The 18,015-nt window shown below is 71.4% G+C and carries 17 protein-coding genes; 10 read left to right on the plus strand and 7 right to left on the minus strand.

Features of this window, described 5'->3' with window-relative positions; translation table 11 throughout:
• Positions 1-20 precede the first annotated feature (20 nt).
• Positions 21-1,424 carry an aldehyde dehydrogenase family protein gene (locus tag FH608_RS32640; RefSeq protein ID WP_139634213.1) on the minus strand — a complete coding sequence of 468 codons (1,404 nt, stop codon included), beginning with the start codon at positions 1,422-1,424 and terminating at the stop codon, positions 21-23.
• A 128-nt stretch (positions 1,425-1,552) separates the two neighbouring features.
• Entirely contained in the window at positions 1,553-2,173 is a 621-nt protein-coding gene (locus FH608_RS32645) for a mycothiol-dependent nitroreductase Rv2466c family protein (RefSeq protein WP_139634214.1), read from the minus strand.
• Between the two features lie 90 nt (positions 2,174-2,263).
• Between FH608_RS32645 and pepN the strand changes: the two genes are divergently transcribed.
• The 3 genes from pepN to FH608_RS32660 all read left to right on the plus strand — a co-directional run bounded on the left by pepN (position 2,264) and on the right by FH608_RS32660 (position 7,484).
• Complete coding sequence (pepN, locus tag FH608_RS32650; RefSeq protein WP_139634215.1) at positions 2,264-4,828, plus strand: aminopeptidase N; 2,565 nt, start codon at positions 2,264-2,266, stop codon at positions 4,826-4,828.
• A 187-nt stretch (positions 4,829-5,015) separates the two neighbouring features.
• Positions 5,016-6,299, plus strand: a complete 1,284-nt coding sequence (locus tag FH608_RS53925; protein WP_263008696.1) for a serine/threonine-protein kinase — start codon at positions 5,016-5,018, stop codon at positions 6,297-6,299.
• A 228-nt stretch (positions 6,300-6,527) separates the two neighbouring features.
• Entirely contained in the window at positions 6,528-7,484 is a 957-nt protein-coding gene (locus FH608_RS32660; RefSeq protein WP_139634216.1) for a hypothetical protein, read from the plus strand.
• 44 nt (positions 7,485-7,528) lie between these two features.
• Here FH608_RS32660 and FH608_RS32665 read toward each other — a convergent pair whose 3' ends face one another.
• Both FH608_RS32665 and FH608_RS32670 read right to left on the minus strand, forming a co-directional pair.
• Positions 7,529-7,891: a DUF5130 family protein gene (locus FH608_RS32665; RefSeq protein ID WP_139634217.1), complete on the minus strand. Its 363-nt coding sequence runs from the start codon at positions 7,889-7,891 to the stop codon at positions 7,529-7,531.
• Positions 7,892-7,898: 7 nt separating this feature from the next.
• Entirely contained in the window at positions 7,899-8,189 is a 291-nt protein-coding gene (locus FH608_RS32670; protein ID WP_139634218.1) for a hypothetical protein, read from the minus strand.
• Between the two features lie 194 nt (positions 8,190-8,383).
• On the opposite strand from FH608_RS32670, the gene FH608_RS32675 reads away from it, so the two are divergent.
• From FH608_RS32675 to FH608_RS32690, 4 genes are all read left to right on the plus strand, one after another.
• Positions 8,384-9,208: a nuclease-related domain-containing protein gene (locus FH608_RS32675; protein WP_139634220.1), complete on the plus strand. Its 825-nt coding sequence runs from the start codon at positions 8,384-8,386 to the stop codon at positions 9,206-9,208.
• A gap of 257 nt (positions 9,209-9,465) precedes the next feature.
• The gene (gene ilvD, locus FH608_RS32680) at positions 9,466-11,304 is read left to right on the plus strand and encodes a dihydroxy-acid dehydratase (RefSeq protein WP_139634221.1); all 1,839 of its coding nucleotides are present in this window, start codon (positions 9,466-9,468) and stop codon (positions 11,302-11,304) included.
• A gap of 85 nt (positions 11,305-11,389) precedes the next feature.
• Positions 11,390-11,884, plus strand: a complete 495-nt coding sequence (locus FH608_RS32685; RefSeq protein WP_193318755.1) for a helix-turn-helix transcriptional regulator — start codon at positions 11,390-11,392, stop codon at positions 11,882-11,884.
• A gap of 112 nt (positions 11,885-11,996) precedes the next feature.
• Positions 11,997-12,875: a serine hydrolase gene (locus FH608_RS32690; protein WP_139634222.1), complete on the plus strand. Its 879-nt coding sequence runs from the start codon at positions 11,997-11,999 to the stop codon at positions 12,873-12,875.
• Between the two features lie 35 nt (positions 12,876-12,910).
• On the opposite strand, the gene FH608_RS32695 is transcribed toward FH608_RS32690, so the two are convergent.
• The 3 genes from FH608_RS32695 to FH608_RS32705 are packed head-to-tail and all read right to left on the minus strand — an operon-like array spanning position 12,911 to position 14,487.
• Positions 12,911-13,117 (minus strand): FmdB family zinc ribbon protein, encoded by a 207-nt coding sequence (locus tag FH608_RS32695; protein WP_139634223.1) that lies wholly within the window; start codon positions 13,115-13,117, stop codon positions 12,911-12,913.
• Between the two features lie 4 nt (positions 13,118-13,121).
• Entirely contained in the window at positions 13,122-13,922 is an 801-nt protein-coding gene (locus FH608_RS32700) for a GNAT family N-acetyltransferase (protein WP_139634224.1), read from the minus strand.
• A 58-nt stretch (positions 13,923-13,980) separates the two neighbouring features.
• Positions 13,981-14,487 carry an HNH endonuclease gene (locus FH608_RS32705; protein ID WP_139634404.1) on the minus strand — a complete coding sequence of 169 codons (507 nt, stop codon included), beginning with the start codon at positions 14,485-14,487 and terminating at the stop codon, positions 13,981-13,983.
• Between the two features lie 282 nt (positions 14,488-14,769).
• On the opposite strand from FH608_RS32705, the gene FH608_RS32710 reads away from it, so the two are divergent.
• Genes FH608_RS32710 through FH608_RS32720 form a run of 3 tightly spaced genes read left to right on the plus strand, consistent with a single transcriptional unit; the run spans position 14,770 to position 17,982 of the window.
• Entirely contained in the window at positions 14,770-16,827 is a 2,058-nt protein-coding gene (locus FH608_RS32710) for a prolyl oligopeptidase family serine peptidase (RefSeq protein WP_139634226.1), read from the plus strand.
• Between the two features lie 10 nt (positions 16,828-16,837).
• A complete protein-coding gene (locus FH608_RS32715; RefSeq protein ID WP_139634227.1) occupies positions 16,838-17,629 on the plus strand; it encodes a helix-turn-helix domain-containing protein in 792 nt (263 codons plus the stop codon).
• Between the two features lie 5 nt (positions 17,630-17,634).
• On the plus strand, positions 17,635-17,982 hold the full coding sequence (locus FH608_RS32720) for a VOC family protein (RefSeq protein WP_139634229.1): 348 nt from the start codon (positions 17,635-17,637) through the stop codon (positions 17,980-17,982).
• Positions 17,983-18,015: the final 33 nt, after the last annotated feature.

The following is an 18,015-nucleotide window of genomic DNA, read 5'->3' on the forward strand; positions in this document are numbered from 1 at the left end:
GGGCCTCCGGGCGGGCAGGGCTACAGCTGCATCGACTTGGTCTCGAGATACTCCTCGAGCCCCTGCTCGCCCAGCTCGCGGCCGACCCCCGACTGCTTGTAGCCGCCGAACGGCGCCAGCGGGTTGAAGCGGCCGCCGTTGATGGCCACCTGCCCGGTGCGCAGCCGGCGGGCGACCGCGACCGCGTGCTCCTCGGTGCCCGACCACACCGCCCCGGCCAGGCCGTACCTCGTGCCGTTGGCGATCTCGACGGCGATGTCCTCGCTCGTGTACGGGATCAGCGACAGCACGGGGCCGAAGATCTCCTCCTGCTCGATCGTCATTCCCGGCTCGACCGCCGCGAACACCGTGGGCTCGACGTAGTAGCCGCGCTCGTGCGGCGGCTCGGTGCCGCCGGCCACGAGCCTGGCGCCCTCCTCCTGGCCCCGGTTGATGTAGTGGATCACGCGGTCGCGCTGGGTCGCGGACACGAGCGGGCCGATCCGGGTGGTCTCGTCGAACGGGTCGCCGACGCGGTAGCCGCGCGCCGTCTCGACGGCCAGGTGGACGGCCTCGTCGTACTGGTCGCGGTGGACGATCATGCGGGTCCACGCCGAGCAGGTCTGGCCGGCGTTGACGAAGCAGTTGGCCACGCCGACCTTGACGGCCAGCGCCAGGTCAGCGTCGGGCAGGATGACGTTGGCCGACTTGCCGCCCAGCTCCAGGGCGACCCGCTTGACGGACTCGGCGGCCAGCGCGGACACCCGGCGGCCGGCCGCGGTGGAGCCGGTGAAAGAGACCATGTCGACCTCGGGGTGGGCCGCCATGGCCTCGCCGACGACCGGCCCGCGCCCGCTGACCAGGTTGAACACGCCCGGAGGCAGGCCCACCTCGGCGAAGATCTCCGTCAGCGCGTACGCCGCCAGCGGCGCCACCTCGCTCGGCTTGAGCACCACGGTGCAGCCAGCGGCCAGCGCGGGCGCCACCTTGCAGATGATCTGGTGCAGCGGGTAGTTCCACGGCGTGATCGCCGCCACCACCCCGACCGGCTCCTTGACCACCATGGAGTTGCCGACCCGCGACTCGCGGGGGTGGCTCTCGGCCAGTTGGGCGTAGGAGGCCAGCACGGTGGCCGGCATGAGCGTCTGCACCTTGAGCGCGAAGCCCACCGGCGAGCCCATGTCGGTCGCGATGGTCTTGGCGATCTCCTCGGAGCGCTGTTTCAGCAGCTCTGCGGCGGCCGCCAGCAGCTTGCCGCGCTCCGCGGGAGCCAGCTCCGACCAGCCGGGGAAGGCCTTCCGCGCCGCTTGCGCGGCGCGCTCGACATCGTCAGGAGACCCCGCGGGCACCCGATCGATGATCTGCTCCGTGGCCGGGTTGACCACCTCGATCGACTCGCCGGACGCGGAGGCGGTCCAGGACCCGCCGATGTACAGCTGACGCATAGCCACCATCCTGTCAGCCCTTCAGGACACGGTGTGAGGGCTCATCCTGATCAAGGAAGAAGTCTTCCACACCGCAAGCAGCGTTCTTCCGCCAGCGTACGACGATTGGCCTTACGGAAATGAGGCCCTTAGTCGAATTGAGGCCGTTTCGTACGGCTTCGCTTCAACTCGAAGAAGTCCTCGAACGACGTGACCGCCAGCACGCCGTCCCAGAGCCGCCCCGCGTCCTCACCTCGGATGATCTTGGTGATCACCGGTCCGAAGAAGGCGTTGGCGCCGACGCGGATCACCGGCGTGCCGACCTCCTGGCCGACGAGCTCGATGCCCTCGTTGTGCGAGGCGCGGATGGCGTCGTCCCACTCGTCGGAGTCGGCGGCGTCGGCGAGCTCCTTGGCGAGACCGGCGGCCTCCAGTGCGCTCTCCCTGACCTCGCGCAGGCGCTCGGGCTCCTTGCCCAGGCCCTCGTTGTGCAGGCGGGTGCCGAGCTCGGTGTAGAGGCGGCCGACGACCTCGTCGCCGTGCTTGGCGGCGGCAGCGGCCACCACGCGGACGTTCCCCATGGCCCGCTTGGTCGACTCGCGGTACTCGTCCGGGACGTCCTTGTCCTCGTTGAGGACGTACAGGGACATGATGCGCCAGCGCGGCGCGATGGGGCGTACCTTCTCGACTTCGAGAAGCCACCGTGACGTCACCCATGCGAAGGGGCAGGCAGGATCGAACCACAGGTCCACGGGAATCTTTTCAGTCACGTGTGGCCATAACCTGAGGTGGTCCGAGCCCTATTCCCAACGCGGCCCGAGACCGGCAAACTTCGATGAAGTGGTGAAAAGGAGCGCAACTTGGCAGGCAACCTGACCCGGGACGAGGCTCGCGAGCGCGCCCGGCTGTTGAAGGTCGAGTCGTACGAGGTCGCACTCGACCTGACGGAGGGAGAGGAGCGCTTCGAGAGCGTCACGACGGTCCGCTTCACCAGCAGCCGCCCGGGCGCGTCCACCTTCATCGATCTGCACGGCGCCCACGTGCGCCAGGTCACGCTCAACGGCGAGGACCTCGACGTCTCCGCCTACGACGCCGGCAAGGGGCGCTTCCCCCTGCCCTCGGTGGCCGCGTCCAACGAGCTGCGCGTCGACGCCGACTGCAGCTACATGCGCACGGGCGAGGGCCTGCACCGCTTCGTCGACCCGGTGGACCAGAAGGTCTACCTGCACAGCCAGTTCGAGACCGCCGACGCGCACCGCATGTACGCCTGCTTCGACCAGCCCGACCTCAAGGCCACGTTCCAGCTGACCGTGCTGGCCCCCGCCGACTGGGAGGTCGTCTCCAACGCCGCCGCCTCCGGGGTCGAGGAGCTGGCCGAGGAGGGCGGCAGGCACGGCGCGGCGCACGCGGCCAGGCGGTGGCAGTTCCCGCCCACCGCGGCCATCTCGACGTACATCACCGCGCTGGTGGCCGGGCCGTACCACAAGGTGACCTCGGAGCACGACGGCATCCCGCTGGGGATCTACTGCCGTGCCTCGCTGGCCGAGCACCTCGACGCCGACAACATCCTCGAGGTCACCCGGCAGGGCTTCGACTTCTTCCACCAGGTGTTCGGGGTGCGCTACCCGTTCGGCAAGTACGACCAGTGCTTCGTGCCGGAGTTCAACGCCGGAGCCATGGAGAACGCCGGCTGCGTCACCTTCCTGGAGGACTACGTCTTCCGCTCCCGGGTCACCGACGCGGTGGTCGAGCGGCGCGCCGAGACGATCCTGCACGAGATGGCGCACATGTGGTTCGGCGACCTCGTCACCATGCGCTGGTGGGACGACCTGTGGCTGAACGAGTCGTTCGCCACCTACATGTCCGTCCTCGCCCAGTCCGAGGCGACCAGGTGGGGCAAGGGCGCGTGGACCACGTTCGCCAACGTGGAGAAGGCGTGGGCCTACCGCCAGGACCAGCTGCCCTCCACCCACCCCATCGCCGCCGACATCCCCGACATGCAGGCGGTCGAGGTCAACTTCGACGGCATCACGTACGCCAAGGGCGCCTCGGTCCTCAAGCAGCTCGTGGCCTACGTCGGCCTCGACAACTTCCTGGCCGGCGTGCGCGACTACTTCGCCGAGCACGCCTGGGGCAACACCGAGCTGAAGGACCTGCTCGAGGCCCTGGAGCGCACCTCGGGCCGCGACCTGTCGTCGTGGTCGAAGGAGTGGCTGGAGACGTCCTGGGTGAACACGCTGCGGCCCTCGTTCGAGGTGTCGGACGGGCGGTTCACCGGCTTCGAGGTGCTGCAGGAGGCCCCCGCCGAGCACCCGACGCTGCGCTCACACCGGGTCGCGATCGGGCTCTACTCCCTGGTGGACGGCGCGCTGAAGCGTACGAAGCGGGTCGAGCTGGACGTCGTGGGCGCCCGTACGAGCGTGGCCGAGCTGGTCGGCGAGGAGCAGCCCGACCTGGTGCTGCTCAACGACGACGACCTGACCTACGCCAAGATCCGCCTCGACGAGCGGTCGATGCGGACGCTGGTCGACGGCGGCATCGCCGCGTTCACCGATTCGCTGCCGCGCGCCCTGTGCTGGTCGGCGGCCTGGGACATGACCCGCGACGGCGAGATGTCCACCCGCGACTACGTGAAGCTGGTCGTCTCGGGCGCCGGCACGGTCACGGACATCACGGTCCTGCAGGCGGTGCTGCGGCAGGCGCGCATGGCCGTGCAGCAGTACGCCGACCCGTCCTGGCGGCCCGAGGGCCTGGCGCTGCTGGCCGGGGAGCTGCGCTCGCTGCTCGGCTCGGCCGCGCCCGGCTCCGACCACCAGCTCGCGTTCCTGCAGGCGTTCGCGCCGGTGGCCACCTCCGAGGCCGACCTCGACCTGCTGGGCGCCATCCTCGACGGCTCCGAGGTGCCCGTGGGACTCAGCGTGGACGCCGACCTGCGCTGGACGCTCACCCACGCGCTCGTCTCCGGCGGGCGGCTCGGCGAGGCCGACATCGACGCGGAGCTGGAGCGCGACCCGACGGCGACGGGCGAGCGGTCGGCGGCGCTGTGCCGGGCCGCGGTCCCCACGGCGGAGGCCAAGGCGGCCGCGTGGGAGCGGGTCGTGGGCGGCAAGCTGGCCAACCACATCGCGCGTACGACCATCAACGGGTTCCAGGACCCGCACCACCCCGAGCTGCTGGCTCCGTACCGGGAGAAGTACTTCGCCGAGGTGGGGCGCATCTACCGGGAGTGGACGTTCGACCAGGCGTCGACGTTCGCGGTGGGGTGCTTCCCCGCGCTGCTGATCGAGCCGGAGACCGTCAAGGCGGCCGAGGACTACCTGGCGGCCGAGCAGCCGCCGCAGGCGCTGCGGCGGCTCGTCCTGGAGGGCGCCGACGGCGTCGGCCGGGCACTGCGCAACCGCGAGAAGGACGCCGCGTCCGCCTGACGCGCCAGGGGCCCCGCCGGTGCGGCGGGGCCCTCCCCATGATCGGGAGTCCTGGCCGGGCTTTGCGCAGATGGCCCGGCTTTGGACGGCCCCGCCCCAGACGCCCGCCGGGAGTGCCGGGGACGCCTCACCGGAGTGTTCACCGACTTGGCTATGCCAGGTGAAGCGCGGTGTTAGCCTCGGAAACGTGCTGGGCGCGGGGACCACCCTCAATGACCGCTACGTGCTCACCGGCCGCCTCGGCGGCGGTGGCATGGGCGAGGTGTGGCGTGCCGACGACACGGTGCTGGGCCGGACCGTGGCCGTCAAGGTGCTCATGCCCGCCCTGTCGGAGAATCCGACGTTCGTCCAGCGGTTCCAGAACGAAGCCCGCGCCATGGCCACGCTCCGCCATCCCGGCGTGGTCGACGTCTACGACTACGGCGTCTGCGAGGTCGAGGGCCGCCAGGTCAGCTTCCTGGTCATGCAATACGTGGAGGGCGAGTCCCTCGACCGCCTCCTGCGGCGCGGCCCGCTCGGCTCCGAGGCCACCATGCGGCTGGTCGCGGAGGTCGGCGACGCGCTGGCGGCGGCGCACGCGCAGGGCATCGTGCACCGCGACGTCAAGCCGGCCAACCTCATGGTCAGGCCCGACGGCGGGGTGGCGCTGACCGACTTCGGCATCGCCCACTCGGCCTCGGCCGGCCATCTGACGGCCACCGGCACCATGCTCTGCTCGGCCGGCTACTGCGCGCCCGAGATGGCCACCGACAGCGACGTGACGCCGGCGGTCGACGTCTACGCGCTGGGCGTGGTGGCGTACGAGTGCCTGACCGGGGAGCTGCCGTTCCAGGGCGATACGCCCGTACAGATCATCTTCAAGCACCTCAACTCCCCCATCCCGCGGCTGCCCGCCGACGTGCCTCCCGGGCCGCGCCAGGTCGTGTCGCGGGCGCTGGAGAAGACGCCCGACCGGCGCTGGCCGACGGCCGCGCTGATGGCGGAGGCCGCGCGCAAGGCGCTCGCCGCGCCGCACACGCCGCCCACGCCCAGCCGCCACCGCGCGATGCGCGCCGGGCTCACCATGGTCGCCGCCGTGGTCGTGTCGGCGGCCGTGGCCGGATCGGTCTGGCTGCGGCCCGCCGAGCCGACGACCACCGAGCAGGAGCCGCCGGCCGTCGGCACCACCGCGGTCCCGTCCGCCTCTCCGTCGCCGCCCTCGTCGGCCTCCAGCACGGCCCGGCCGTCCACGCCCCCGTCCCGGCACACCTCCTCGCCGAAGCCGACCGCCCCCACCACGCCCGTGCCGACCCCGAGCGCCACGGCCACCGCCACCCCGACCAGGACGCCCACCCCCACGCCGTCCACCTCGGAGCCCGATCCGCCGACGGAGCAGCCGACCACGCCGGGGCCGGAGGAGCCCACGCCGTCCGAGCCCACGATCAGCCGGCCGCCGGGCGACATCCAGTGCGTCCGCGCCCCCTGCCCTTGAGCATCCCACGGCCTCCGAGCACCCGCGGTTTCTGAGCGCCCGGTGCCCTGAGGCGCCCCACGCGCTGCTCGGCCCCACGTTTCCTGGAGGCCCCCGCGCGTTGGGGAGCACCGCGCGTTGCGGGCACCATGAGCGGCGAGCGCCATGAGCGGCGGGGCTCTCATGTTCCTGAGCAGCCGCTACCGCTCGACATCACGGACCACTCGCCGATCGTGAGAAAGTCTTCGCGTGGACTCGACTCGTGACCTGCTCATCGCCCTCGCCCGCCGCTACGCCTTCGCGGACCTCGGCGCGCTGGCACCGGCCGCCGAGATCGCCGAGGCGTGCGAGTTCGGCCACCGGTTGCTCTCGCTCGACGCCGAGGACTTCGCCGCCGAGGCCAAGGGCGTACCGGCGGATCTTCGAAGGCGCGCGCGGGCGTGCCACATGCCACAGACGCCGCGCGAGCAGCCCAGGGGGGCGCTCGACTCCCTGCGGCCCGCGTACGGCCTGCTGCTGGAGGTCATCGCCGTACGGTGGCACCGGCGCGAGCTGAGCCCGATGATCGCCGCGGTCCACATCGCCAGCGAATACCTGCCGCTGCTGGCCTTCGAGCCGCAACTCGGCCACGCCGGCGACCCCGCCCGCTGGCCCGAGGGGCTGAGCGCGCCGGGCAGCCGCTTCGGCGTGATCGGCGATCGGGAGTGCGACCACACCAAGTCCGAGCAGTCGGCTACGAACCGGACGTTGCGCGTGTCGGTGGAGCCGGGCGAGGGCTGGCGCGCGTACTTCGACCGGCAGCACAGCCAGGTGGCCGGCGCGCTCGCCGTCTGCGTCGCCGACTGCCGCAACCCGTGCACCGCGATGGACTGGGTCGAGCCCGAGCAGCGTGCCGACCTGGAGCTGCGCGCCCGCACGGCGCTCGCCTTCGCCGACACCCCGCTCGTCCGGCTGCGGCACGCGGCTCCCGTGGGGCACGGGTTCGGGGTGCCGTCGCCGGAGGAGGTGCTGGACGCCTGGCAGCGCAGCCGTACCGCGCTCGACAAGAACGCCGTCGGCGCCTCGGCTCTCAAGGACGACGGCTTCCCGCTGCCTGGGCTGCCCACGCTGTTCTCGGCCGTCGCGGGCGCGGCGATCGAGCCCGCGACGCTGCTGGACGGGGTCAGCTCCCACATCGTGGGCCTGCTCGAACGCCTGGAGCGCTGAGCCCGGCGAAGGTGGCCGACCTCGCCCGCGGAACGTCCAGCACGTCAGCGGCGGGCGGTGGCCTGGTCGCCGAGGGCGGCGATGCCGTAGAGCAGGCCGCCCACCAGATCGCCCACGCTGAACACCGTGGCCATCGACATCGCCGTCAGCCGGCAGGCCCCGTCAGGCAGCCGCCTCCTGGCGCGCTCCCCCGTCACGATCTCCAGGGCCCGGCCACGCAGGTCCACGAAGACCAGGACCGCGTCGTCGGCCTCGTCGCCCAGGGCGGCGTGCAGGCGTTCCGCGAAGTGGCGGCGCGAGCCCACCGGCTCCCCGATGAACACCCCGAACCGGAGCCCGCTGCGCCGCTCGGCGGCGTGCAGGGCGCGTCTGATGTCATCGGCCTGGGCGGTGGTCAGTCCTCGCATGATCGCCTCACCATCCCGCCGAGGCGCCGCCGACACGCCTGCCGGGCTCGGCCGTCTCGGCGGCGGCCACCCAGTCGTGCTCCGGCACCTCCGCCCATGGCGCGACCCGGTCGGCCAGCACCAGGCCCGACGTACTGACGCCGTGCTCGCTCCCGGACGGACCGCCGAGCCATACCGGACCGGTCTCGATCCGCCGCCGCTGCCCGCGTCCTGGCACCATCACCAGCAGGCTGATCACCACGAAGATCCCCAACGACGCCCCGATGAGGAAGAGAAGAATCTCACCCGCGCTGTGCACACCACGAACGTAATCCCGATGTACGCGCCGGGCCAGACGTGTCCAGCAGGTAAGATCAAAAGTGAGACGGGATCTCTAGAGAAGAACGTAGAACATACCCGGAAAACACGCGTGGAACACGATGAGCTGGGCCATAAAACTATGGACAGGGCAACACTAGGAATCGTTCCGATCTCCGAGCTACGGTGAGTTACGTGGACTCCGACAAGCGAGAAGACGGTCACACCGCGTCACCGATCTGGGTGAGCGACCGGCCAGAGAGTGAGCAGACCGCAGCCGCGCAGCCTTCGGCGCCCACCTCCACGTACGCGCCCGTCCAGCGCGCGTCCGTGCGCAGCCTGCTACGCGAGCCACGCTTCCGGCGGATCCGCAACCGCGTCCTGCTGGGGATCGCCGTGGCCGTCGTGGTGGGCTTCCTCGTGAGCGACTGGCGACTGGGCGTGACCGCCGGCGTGGTCGCGGGCGTCCTGGAGGCCGTCTACCGTGCGCGCTCGCACTCGTCCGTGCCCGCCTGGCGGCGCACGTCCGTGGCGGAGCGGCGCACCGAGGCGCAGCTGCGCAAGCTGGAGCGCAACGGCTACCGCACGCTCCACGCCAGGGCCATCCCCAACAGCGAGGCCCAGATCGACCACCTCGTGGTGGGCCCGACCGGCGTGTACGCGGTCGACTCCGAGAAGTGGGACAAGCGGCTGCCCGTACGCGTGCAGATGGGCAAGAAGCTCTTCCACGGTCCCTTCGACAAGAAGGCCCGCCTCACCGAGGCGAAGTGGGAGGCCTCGCAGGCCAGCGAGCTGATCACCAAGTCGTTCGGCCGCGAGGTGTCGGTCGTGCCGTCGCTGGCGATCTACGGGCCTCCGGTGCCGTGGAAGATCATGACCATCCGCGGGGTCGATGTCTACCAGGGCGAGCGTGCCCGTAAGTGGATCACCAAGCGGGAGCGGGCGCTGACGGACGGCGAGATCGACCGGATCTTCGACATCGCCGCCCAGGTGCTTCCCGCCCGCTACGGCGAGGACTGAGCGCCCCGACTCTTCCGGCGCCGCCGTCGTCCTGGGACACGGCGGTGCGTGGCATCGGGCCGCGCCGGTGGCCGGCCACGTCCGTGATGTGGCCCGTGCTCAGCCGGGGCGAGGGCGTTCGAGCGTGAGCGGGATCGGCGGGTGGCCTCGTGCCGGGCTCGACCGCGTGACCGCGAGTCCGATGTGTGGACAACCGTCTCAGTCGCCGGGCAAGTGGCCGTACCATGTGAAGACTCGCTAGCGATGGGAGATGCGCAATGCCCGCCCTCAGGTCACGTACAGTCACCCACGGCAGGAACATGGCCGGTGCCCGGGCCCTGCTCCGGGCGACCGGCGTAGCCGGGAGCGACTTCGGCAAGCCGATCATCGCGGTGGCCAACAGCTTCACCCAGTTCGTCCCGGGTCACGTGCATCTCAGGGACGTCGGCGACGTGGTGTCCGCGGCGATCAGGGAGGCCGGGGCGATCCCGCGGGAGTTCAACACGATCGCCGTCGACGACGGCATCGCGATGGGCCACGGCGGCATGCTCTACTCCCTGCCGTCGCGCGAGCTGATCGCCGACGCCGTCGAGTACATGGTCAACGCGCACTGCGCCGACGCCCTGATCTGCGTGTCCAACTGCGACAAGATCACGCCCGGCATGCTGCTCGCCGCGTTCAGGCTGAACATCCCGACGATCTTCGTCTCCGGCGGCCCCATGGAGGCCGGCAAAACGCCCGGCAAGAAGCTCGACCTGATCGACCCGATGATCGCCTCCGCCGACGACTCCGTCTCCGACGCCGAGCTCCTGCAGATGGAGGAGAACGCCTGCCCGACCTGCGGCTCGTGCTCCGGCATGTTCACCGCCAACTCCATGAACTGCCTGACCGAGGCCATCGGGCTGGCGCTGCCGGGCAACGGCACGATCCTGGCCACGCACAAGGCGCGCAAGAAGCTGTTCGAGGACGCGGGCCGGCAGCTGGTCGAGATCACCCGCCGCTACTACGAGGACGACGACGAGTCGGTGCTGCCGCGCTCGATCGCCACCCGCGACGCGTTCGAGAACGCCATGACGCTCGACGTCGCGATGGGCGGCTCGACCAACACGATCCTGCACATCCTGGCCGCCGCCCGTGAGGCGGGGGTGGACTTCGGGCTCAAGGAGATCAACGAGCTGTCGCAGCGCGTGCCGTGCGTGTGCAAGGTCGCCCCGGCCACGGACAAGTACCACGTCGAGGACGTCCACCGCGCCGGCGGCATCCCCGCGATCCTGGGCGAGCTCGACCGGGCCGGGCTGCTGCACCGCGACGTGTCCACCGTGAACGGCGGCACCCTGGCCGACCTGCTGGCCTCCTGGGACGTGAGGTCGCCGGCGGTGCTGCCCGAGGCCGTCGAGCTGTGGCACGCGGCCCCCGGCAACGTGCGCACGGTCAAGGCGTACTCCCAGGACAACCGCTGGGATTCCCTCGACCTCGACCGTACGGCCGGCTGCATCCGCGACCTCGACCACGCCTACACCGTCGACGGCGGCCTGGCGATCCTCTACGGCAACATCTCGCGTGACGGCGCAGTGGTGAAGACGGCCGGGGTGGACGAGTCGATCTGGAAGTTCAGCGGCCCCGCGGTGGTGTTCGAGTCGCAGGAGCAGGCGGTCGAGGGCATCCTCGGCGGGCGGGTCAAGGAGGGCGACGTGGTGGTCATCCGCTACGAGGGCCCCAAGGGCGGCCCGGGCATGCAGGAGATGCTCTACCCGACCTCCTTCCTCAAAGGCAGGGGCCTGGGCAAGGCGTGCGCGCTGGTCACCGACGGCCGCTTCTCCGGCGGCACGTCCGGCCTGTCGATCGGTCACGCCTCGCCCGAGGCGGCCGAGGGCGGCGCGATCGCGCTGGTCGAGGACGGCGACATCATCGACATCGACATCCCGAGCCGATCGATGGAGCTGCGGGTGCCCGAGGACGAGCTGGCCGCGCGGCGCGAGCGCCTCCTGGCCGACCTGGGCGGATACCGCCCGCGCGACCGCAACCGGCCGGTCAGCACGGCCCTGCAGGCGTACGCGGCGATGACGACGTCCGCCTCCACGGGCGCGTCGCGCGATCTGTCCCAGCTGTCACGGTGACACTGGCCTGTACGGCAGGCGATAGGGTTGTCGCCTGCCGCACAGGTTTTCGAAAAATGTCGGTCGTCATCCCTATTCTTGGGGTATGACGACAGTCGTGAAGCACGATACTCGCCCGCTGACGACCGCCGAGATCGCCGCCCTCGCCCTCTCCCTCGCTCACCTCGGAGCGGGCCCCCAGGCCGTCACCGCACGGCGTGGCCTGCAGCACGCGTTCGAGCACCTGGAGCTCGACGACGACGTCATCGCCACCACGCTCACGACCCTCACCGAGCCGCTGCCGGTGGAGGTCGCCTCCAGGGCGCGGCTCATGGCCGACGCCATCACCAGCCGCCTCATGATCCGCCTCCACTACCGCGACGCCTCGGGCAGGATCACCTCCCGCGACGTCGAGCCGGTGACGTGCCTGGTCCACCGCGAATACTGGTATCTGGTCGGCGTGTGCAGGATGCGCCGGGCGATCAGGGCGTTCAGGTTCGACCGGATCCTCGCGGTCGAGCCCACGCTCATGCCGTCCCGCCCGCATCTGGCCGACCGGTTCCTGCCGTTCCAGCGCCGCAAGCGCGCCAGGGCCGCGTAGCGGGCCCGGGAGCGGAGCCGGGTGAACGACGCCCGGCTCCGCGGAGAAACTGACCTGGGCTTGACCGATCGCACCCCCGGCCTTTGGGGTGGCGGCTGGCAGGCTCCCGCACATGTTCGTTCGGGGGTTCTCGCTCATCGTCGCCCTGCTGGCCGTGGCCGGTTGCGCCGGCCCGTCCGTCGCCGCCCCGCCGGTGGTCACTCCCGTCCCCCGGCCGGTCGCGGTGGCCGTCGAGAGTGTGCTGCCCGATGGCGCGCGGCGCGCTCTCGACCGGAAGCTGGCCCGCTACCTGCGCGAGCGTCCCGGCCGCGCGGCGCTGGCCGTCTACGACCGGACCACCGGGGTCAGGTACGCGTTCCGCGAGCACACGCCGTTCATGCTGGCCAGCGTGGCCAAGATGGACATCCTGCTGGCGTTCCTCCTGGGCAAGGAGGGCGAGCTGGACGACTACGAACGCGAGCTCACCTCGCGCATGATCAGGTACAGCGACAACGACTGCGCGCACGAGCTCTACATGCTGGTCGGCGGCCGTAAGGGGCTCACCGGGGTGCTGCGCCGGCTGGGCGTCGAGCACACCTGGCCCGGGCCGGGCCTCTACTGGGGCACGACCCGCAGCCGGCCGTCCGACCAGGTGAAGGTGCTGGAGTGGCTCACCGACGCCGGCGGGCCGCTGCCCCTCCACGACCGGCGCTACGCGCTGAAGCTCATGTCGTCGGTGCACCCCTCGCAGGCGTGGGGGGTCAGCGCGGCCGGGGGCGAGGTGGCGCTCAAGAACGGCTGGCTGCCCTCCGACGCCCACGGCGGGCTGTGGACGGTCAACAGCGTGGGCCGGCTCGACGTGCGCGGGCACGAGCTGCTGATGGCGGTCCTGTCGGAGCGCAGCCCCACCATGGAGACGGGGATCGCCACGGTCGAGGAGCTCGCCCGGCTGACGGCGGACGCGCTGACGGGGCCGGAGAAGACCCTGGTCAGCGCCTCCGAGGTGTTCTGAGGCGTCCAGGGCCTCGGAAGGGCCGGCAGGGCCCTCTAGGAGGAGCAGCAGCCTCCGCCGCAGCAACCGCCACCGCTCGCCCTGGGCGCGGCCGCGCCGCCCGTCATCGCGACCGTGGACAGCAGCTTCACCGTGTCGTCGTGGCCGTCGGGGCAGGTCGCCGGGTCGTCGGAGGCCGACATGGGGCGGGAGACCTCGAACGTGGAGCCGCAGGCGCGGCAGCGGAAGTCGTAACGCGGCATGGCCTCAAGAATAGGTCACGTGCGCGTAGTCGCACACGGGCCGGTAGCCGATCGACTGGTAGATGGCGTTGCTGGTGGGGTTGCCGAGGTCGGTGAAGAGCACCACCTCGTCGCAGCGCTCCGCCAGGCCGACGCCGCTGGCGTACGCGGTGACCGCGCTGCCGTACCCCTTCCTGCGGCAGGAGGGCGGCGTGTAGACGGGGCCGACGCGGCACACTCCGCCGGCCTCGGGGGAGAGCCCGGCCAGCGAGACCGGCGCCCCGCCCGCCTCCCACACGAACAGCTCCCTGGCGGCCACCCGCCGCGCCACCCGGTCGGTCACGTCGTCGTGCCCGCCCGTCGCCACCTCCTCGGCGAACGCCTGGTACCAGCTGACCAGCAGCGGGAAGTCGGCCGGCACCGCGAACCTGCCGTGGCCGGGCACGTCGGGCACGTCGAGCGTGCCGAGGCGGTAGAGGCGCTCGGGCACCACCTGCTTGGGCGCTCCGAGCACCCGCTGGGCCTCGTCGGTCAGCTCGACCCGCCCCACCACGCCGTGGAGCGCGCCGCCGAGGGCCTCCATGAGCGGCGCGACGGCCTCGACGGGCATGTCGGCCAGGCCGACGGGGTGCGGCGGCGTGTGGAAGTACGCGCCCCGCACCTCGCCGCCGGCCGTCCACCAGCCGAAACGGGGATTCTCGACGGGCATGCCGGCCCGGAGGTTCGCCAGCACGGTCAGCGCGACCGTGTTACGCACAGGGTCGCCGAGCAGGAACGGCTCGGCGACCCTGGCGTACTCCTCTAAGTCCGAGGTGAAGGTCCACATGCCTGCTCATGGTGTCAGGCCGGGACCCCCCGGGACAAAACAATTCTTCAGGCCCCCTTTATGCGGCGGCCTCGAGGTAGGGCGCCCATTGAGGGTCTCCGACGAGCGACGCGCCGATGAGCCTCCAGTGGGCGCCCCGTGGCACCGCCGGGCTGACGCGGAGCGTCCATCCCAGCTCCTCCAGGTATTTGTCGGCCTTTCTGTGGTTGCAGGTGGTGCAGGAGGCGACGCAGTTCTCCCAGGTGTGGGTGCCGCCCCTGGACCGCGGGATGACGTGGTCGATGGTCTCGGCCCGTTGCCCGCAGTAGGCGCAGCGATAGTCGTCGCGCCGCATGAGGGCGGCCCTGGTCAGAGGGATGCGGGACCGGTACGGGATGCGGACATATCTCCGGAGCCTGATCACCGAGGGGACGTCGAGCGTGCGGCTCGCGGAGCGCAGCACGGCGCCCCTGCCGTCACGGTGGACGACGTCGGCCTTCTCCCGCAGCACCAGCACCACGGCCCGGTGCAGCGAGAGGGTGGTCAGTGGCTCATAGGTGGCATTGAGCAGCAGGACCTGGCGCATCATCGGGCCTCTCCCTGCCGCGCGCGTATCAAGGGGGACATGCCGCGGCATGTCCCGGCTGTCGGCCCCTCCTGGGGCACTTGTGCTTCCGTCACATGGACCTCCGCCGGACGGCCCAGCGGATGGTCACCACGGCACCGTCCTGTCACCAAGTCTGGCGTTTGCACCGTGGTCCCCGCCACCCCAAAAACTCCATCCGGAATGGACCAGAGGGACGCACGATACGTTTTATGCCCGCTTCACCAGCGCTTTACGCATGTCCTTTGGCAGTAGGGTTCGTGCATGACGTTGGACCCGTACCCGACCGCACGCCGCGAAGACACCGCCGACATTCTGCACGGCACGTCCGTGCCCGATCCCTATCGGTGGCTCGAGGATCCGGACAGTCCGGAGACCAAGGGCTGGCTGCTCGCGCAGGCCGAGTTGTTCGGCCGGGAGCGCGGGGAGCAACGGTTCAAGAGCCGCATCGCCGAGCTGCTCAGGTCCGGTTCTGTGGGTGTCCCCGCCTGGCGCGGCGAGCGGCAGTTCTTCAGCCGCCGCACGCCCGACCAGGAGCACGCCGTCTACTACGTCATGGAGCCTGACGGGACCGAGCGGGCGCTCGTCGACCCGATGGCGATCGACCCGTCGGGGCTGACCACGCTGGACGCCGTGCAGCCCGACAAGGAGGGGCGGCTGCTGGCGTACCAGATCTCGGTGGGCGGTGACGAGGAGTCCGTCCTCTACGTGATCGACGTGACGACGGGCGCGCGGGTGGAGGGGCCGATCGACCGCTGCCGCTACTCCCCCGTCGCGTGGCTGCCCGGCGGCGAGGCCTTCTACTACGTGCGCAGGCTGCCCGCCACCGAGGTGCCGGAGAACGAGACCCAGTTCCACCGCCGCGTCTACCTGCACCGCGTCGGCACCTCCACCGAGGACGACGTGATGATCTTCGGCGAGGGCCTGAAGATGACCAACTACTACGGCGTCTCCGTCTCCCGCGACGGGCACTGGCTGCAGGTGTCCGCGCACGAGGGCACCGCGCCGCGCAACGACCTCTGGGTCGCCGACCTGACCGCGTCGCCGATCGAGCGGCCGGAGCTGACGGTGGTGCAGGAGGGCGTGGACGCGCAGGTAGGGCTGGTGTTCGGCCGCGACGGCAGGCTCTACGTCCACACCGACCGTGACGCACCCAGGGGGAGGGTGTGCGTCACCGATCCGGTCACGCCCGGCTTCGAGACCTGGCGCGACCTGGTCCCCGAGGACCCCGAGGCGGTGCTGAGCGACTTCGCGATCCTCGACGACCTGGAGCGGCCGGTCATGCTGGTGGGCTGGACCCGCCACGCGATCAGCGAGATCACCGTGCACGACCTGGAGACCGGCGAGCGCGTAGGCGAGGTCCCCACGCCTGGGCTCGGCTCCATCGGCGGCATCAGCGAGCGTCCCGAGGGCGGCCACGAGGCGTGGTTCGGCTACACCGACAACACCACCCCGCCCACCATCCAGCGCTACGACGCCAGGACGGGCGAGACCACGCTCTGGGCGTCCTCACCCGGCGCGGTGGAGGTGCCTCCCGTGCGCACCTCGCAGGTCGTCTACCGGTCCAAGGACGGCACCGACATCCGCATGCTGGTCATCTCCCCCGCCGACGACGCCTCCGGCCCGCGGCCCACCGTCCTGTACGGCTACGGCGGCTTCGGCCTGTCGATGACCCCCGGCTACTCCGCCTCGATCCTGGCCTGGGTGGAGGCGGGCGGCGTCTACGCCATCGCCAACCTGCGCGGCGGCGGCGAGGAGGGCGAGCAGTGGCACCGCGCGGGCATGCTGGGCAACAAGCAGAACGTGTTCGACGACTTCCACGCCGCCGCCGAGCACCTCATCGCCACCGGCGTCACCACGCCCGCCCAGCTCGGCATCTCCGGCGGCTCCAACGGCGGCCTGCTGGTGGGCGCCGCCTTGACGCAGCGCCCCGAGCTGTACGCCGCCGTCGTGTGCTCGGCGCCCCTGCTCGACATGGTGCGCTACGAGAAGTTCGGCCTCGGCGCCACCTGGAACGTCGAATACGGCACGGTCGAGGATCCCGAGCAGTTCGGCTGGCTGCACGCCTACTCGCCGTACCACCACGTCCGCGAGTCGGTGCCCTACCCCGCGACGCTCTTCACCGTCTTCCAGTCCGACACGCGCGTGCACCCGCTGCACGCGTGGAAGATGTGCGCGGCGCTGCAGCACGCCTCGACCGGCGACCGCCCGGTGCTGCTGCGCAACGAGACCGAGGTCGGGCACGGCGCGCGGTCGGTGAGCCGGTCGGTCGACCTGTCGGCCGACACGCTCACCTTCCTCGCCCGGCACACCGGGCTATAACCTCGAAGGCATGAGCACGCCGGGGGTGGCCATGGTCGAGGCCGCCCCCAGCGCTGCGCTGCGGCCCTATGTGACGCGGCTGGCCGCGTACCGGGAGCACCATCCGGCCCCCGTGGTCCGGTCGGAGATGGCTATGCCGGGGGCCGTGCTCATCCTGGCGCTCGGCGCGCCCATGGAGGCGGGCGGGCGGCGGGTCACCGCGTTCTCCGGCGGGCTCAGCGACCGCTTCACGGTCACGCGCACGGAGGGGCCCTGCGAGGGCGTGGAGGTGCTGCTCACGCCGTTCGGGGCCAGGAGGCTGTACGCCGTGCCGATGCGCCACCTGACGAACCTGGTCCTGCCCCTCGACGAGCTGCTGGGCCCGTGGGCCGGCACGGTGCTCGACCGGCTGGCCTCCATGCCGTCGTGGCACGACCGGCTCGCCCTGGTCGACTCCCTGCTGTGCGCGCGGATCCTGTCGGGCCCCGCCGTGCGCCCCGAGGTGCGGTGGGCGTGGGCGCGGCTGCTGGAGTCGGGCGGCCGCCTCGGCGTGTCGTCCCTGGCGGAGACGCTCGGCTGGAGCCACCGGCATCTCGTGGCCCGCTTCCAGGAGGAGATCGGGCTGCCGCCCAAGACCGCCGCGCGGGTGATCAGGTTCGGGCGGGCCCGGCGGCTGCTGCGGTCAGGGCAGGCCATCGCCACGGTGGCGGCCGACTGCGGCTTCTACGACCAGGCGCACATGAACCGCGAGTTCCGCGTGCTGGGCGACACCACGCCAGGTCAGATTCGTCCAAGAGCCACGCCCGCCGGCGAGGCATGCTGAGGCCCATGCGAACCGTTTACGCACTCGCCCGCTACCACGACTGCCAGGCCGCGATCGACTTCCTGACCGGCGCGTTCGGCTTCCGGGCGCACGAGGTGTCCAAGAACGACGACGGCACCGTCAAGCACGCCGAACTGCTGGCCGGCGACGACCTGATCATGATCGGGCCCGGGCGGCCCGGCGGGCCGGGGATCTACGTCGCGGTCGACGACGTCGACGCCCACCACGACCGGGCCAGGGCCGCGGGGGCCGAGATCACCACGGGTCTCACCGACCAGTCCTACGGGTCACGCGAGTACGCCTGCAAGGACCCGGAGGGCAATCCCTGGTTCTTCGGGACGTACCGGCCCTGAGCCATCGCCTGCCTGACGCCAGAGATGGGGGCG

Origin of the sequence: Nonomuraea phyllanthi, assembly GCF_006334985.2 — a bacterium.
GTDB classification, from domain to species: Bacteria; Actinomycetota; Actinomycetes; order Streptosporangiales; family Streptosporangiaceae; genus Nonomuraea; species Nonomuraea phyllanthi.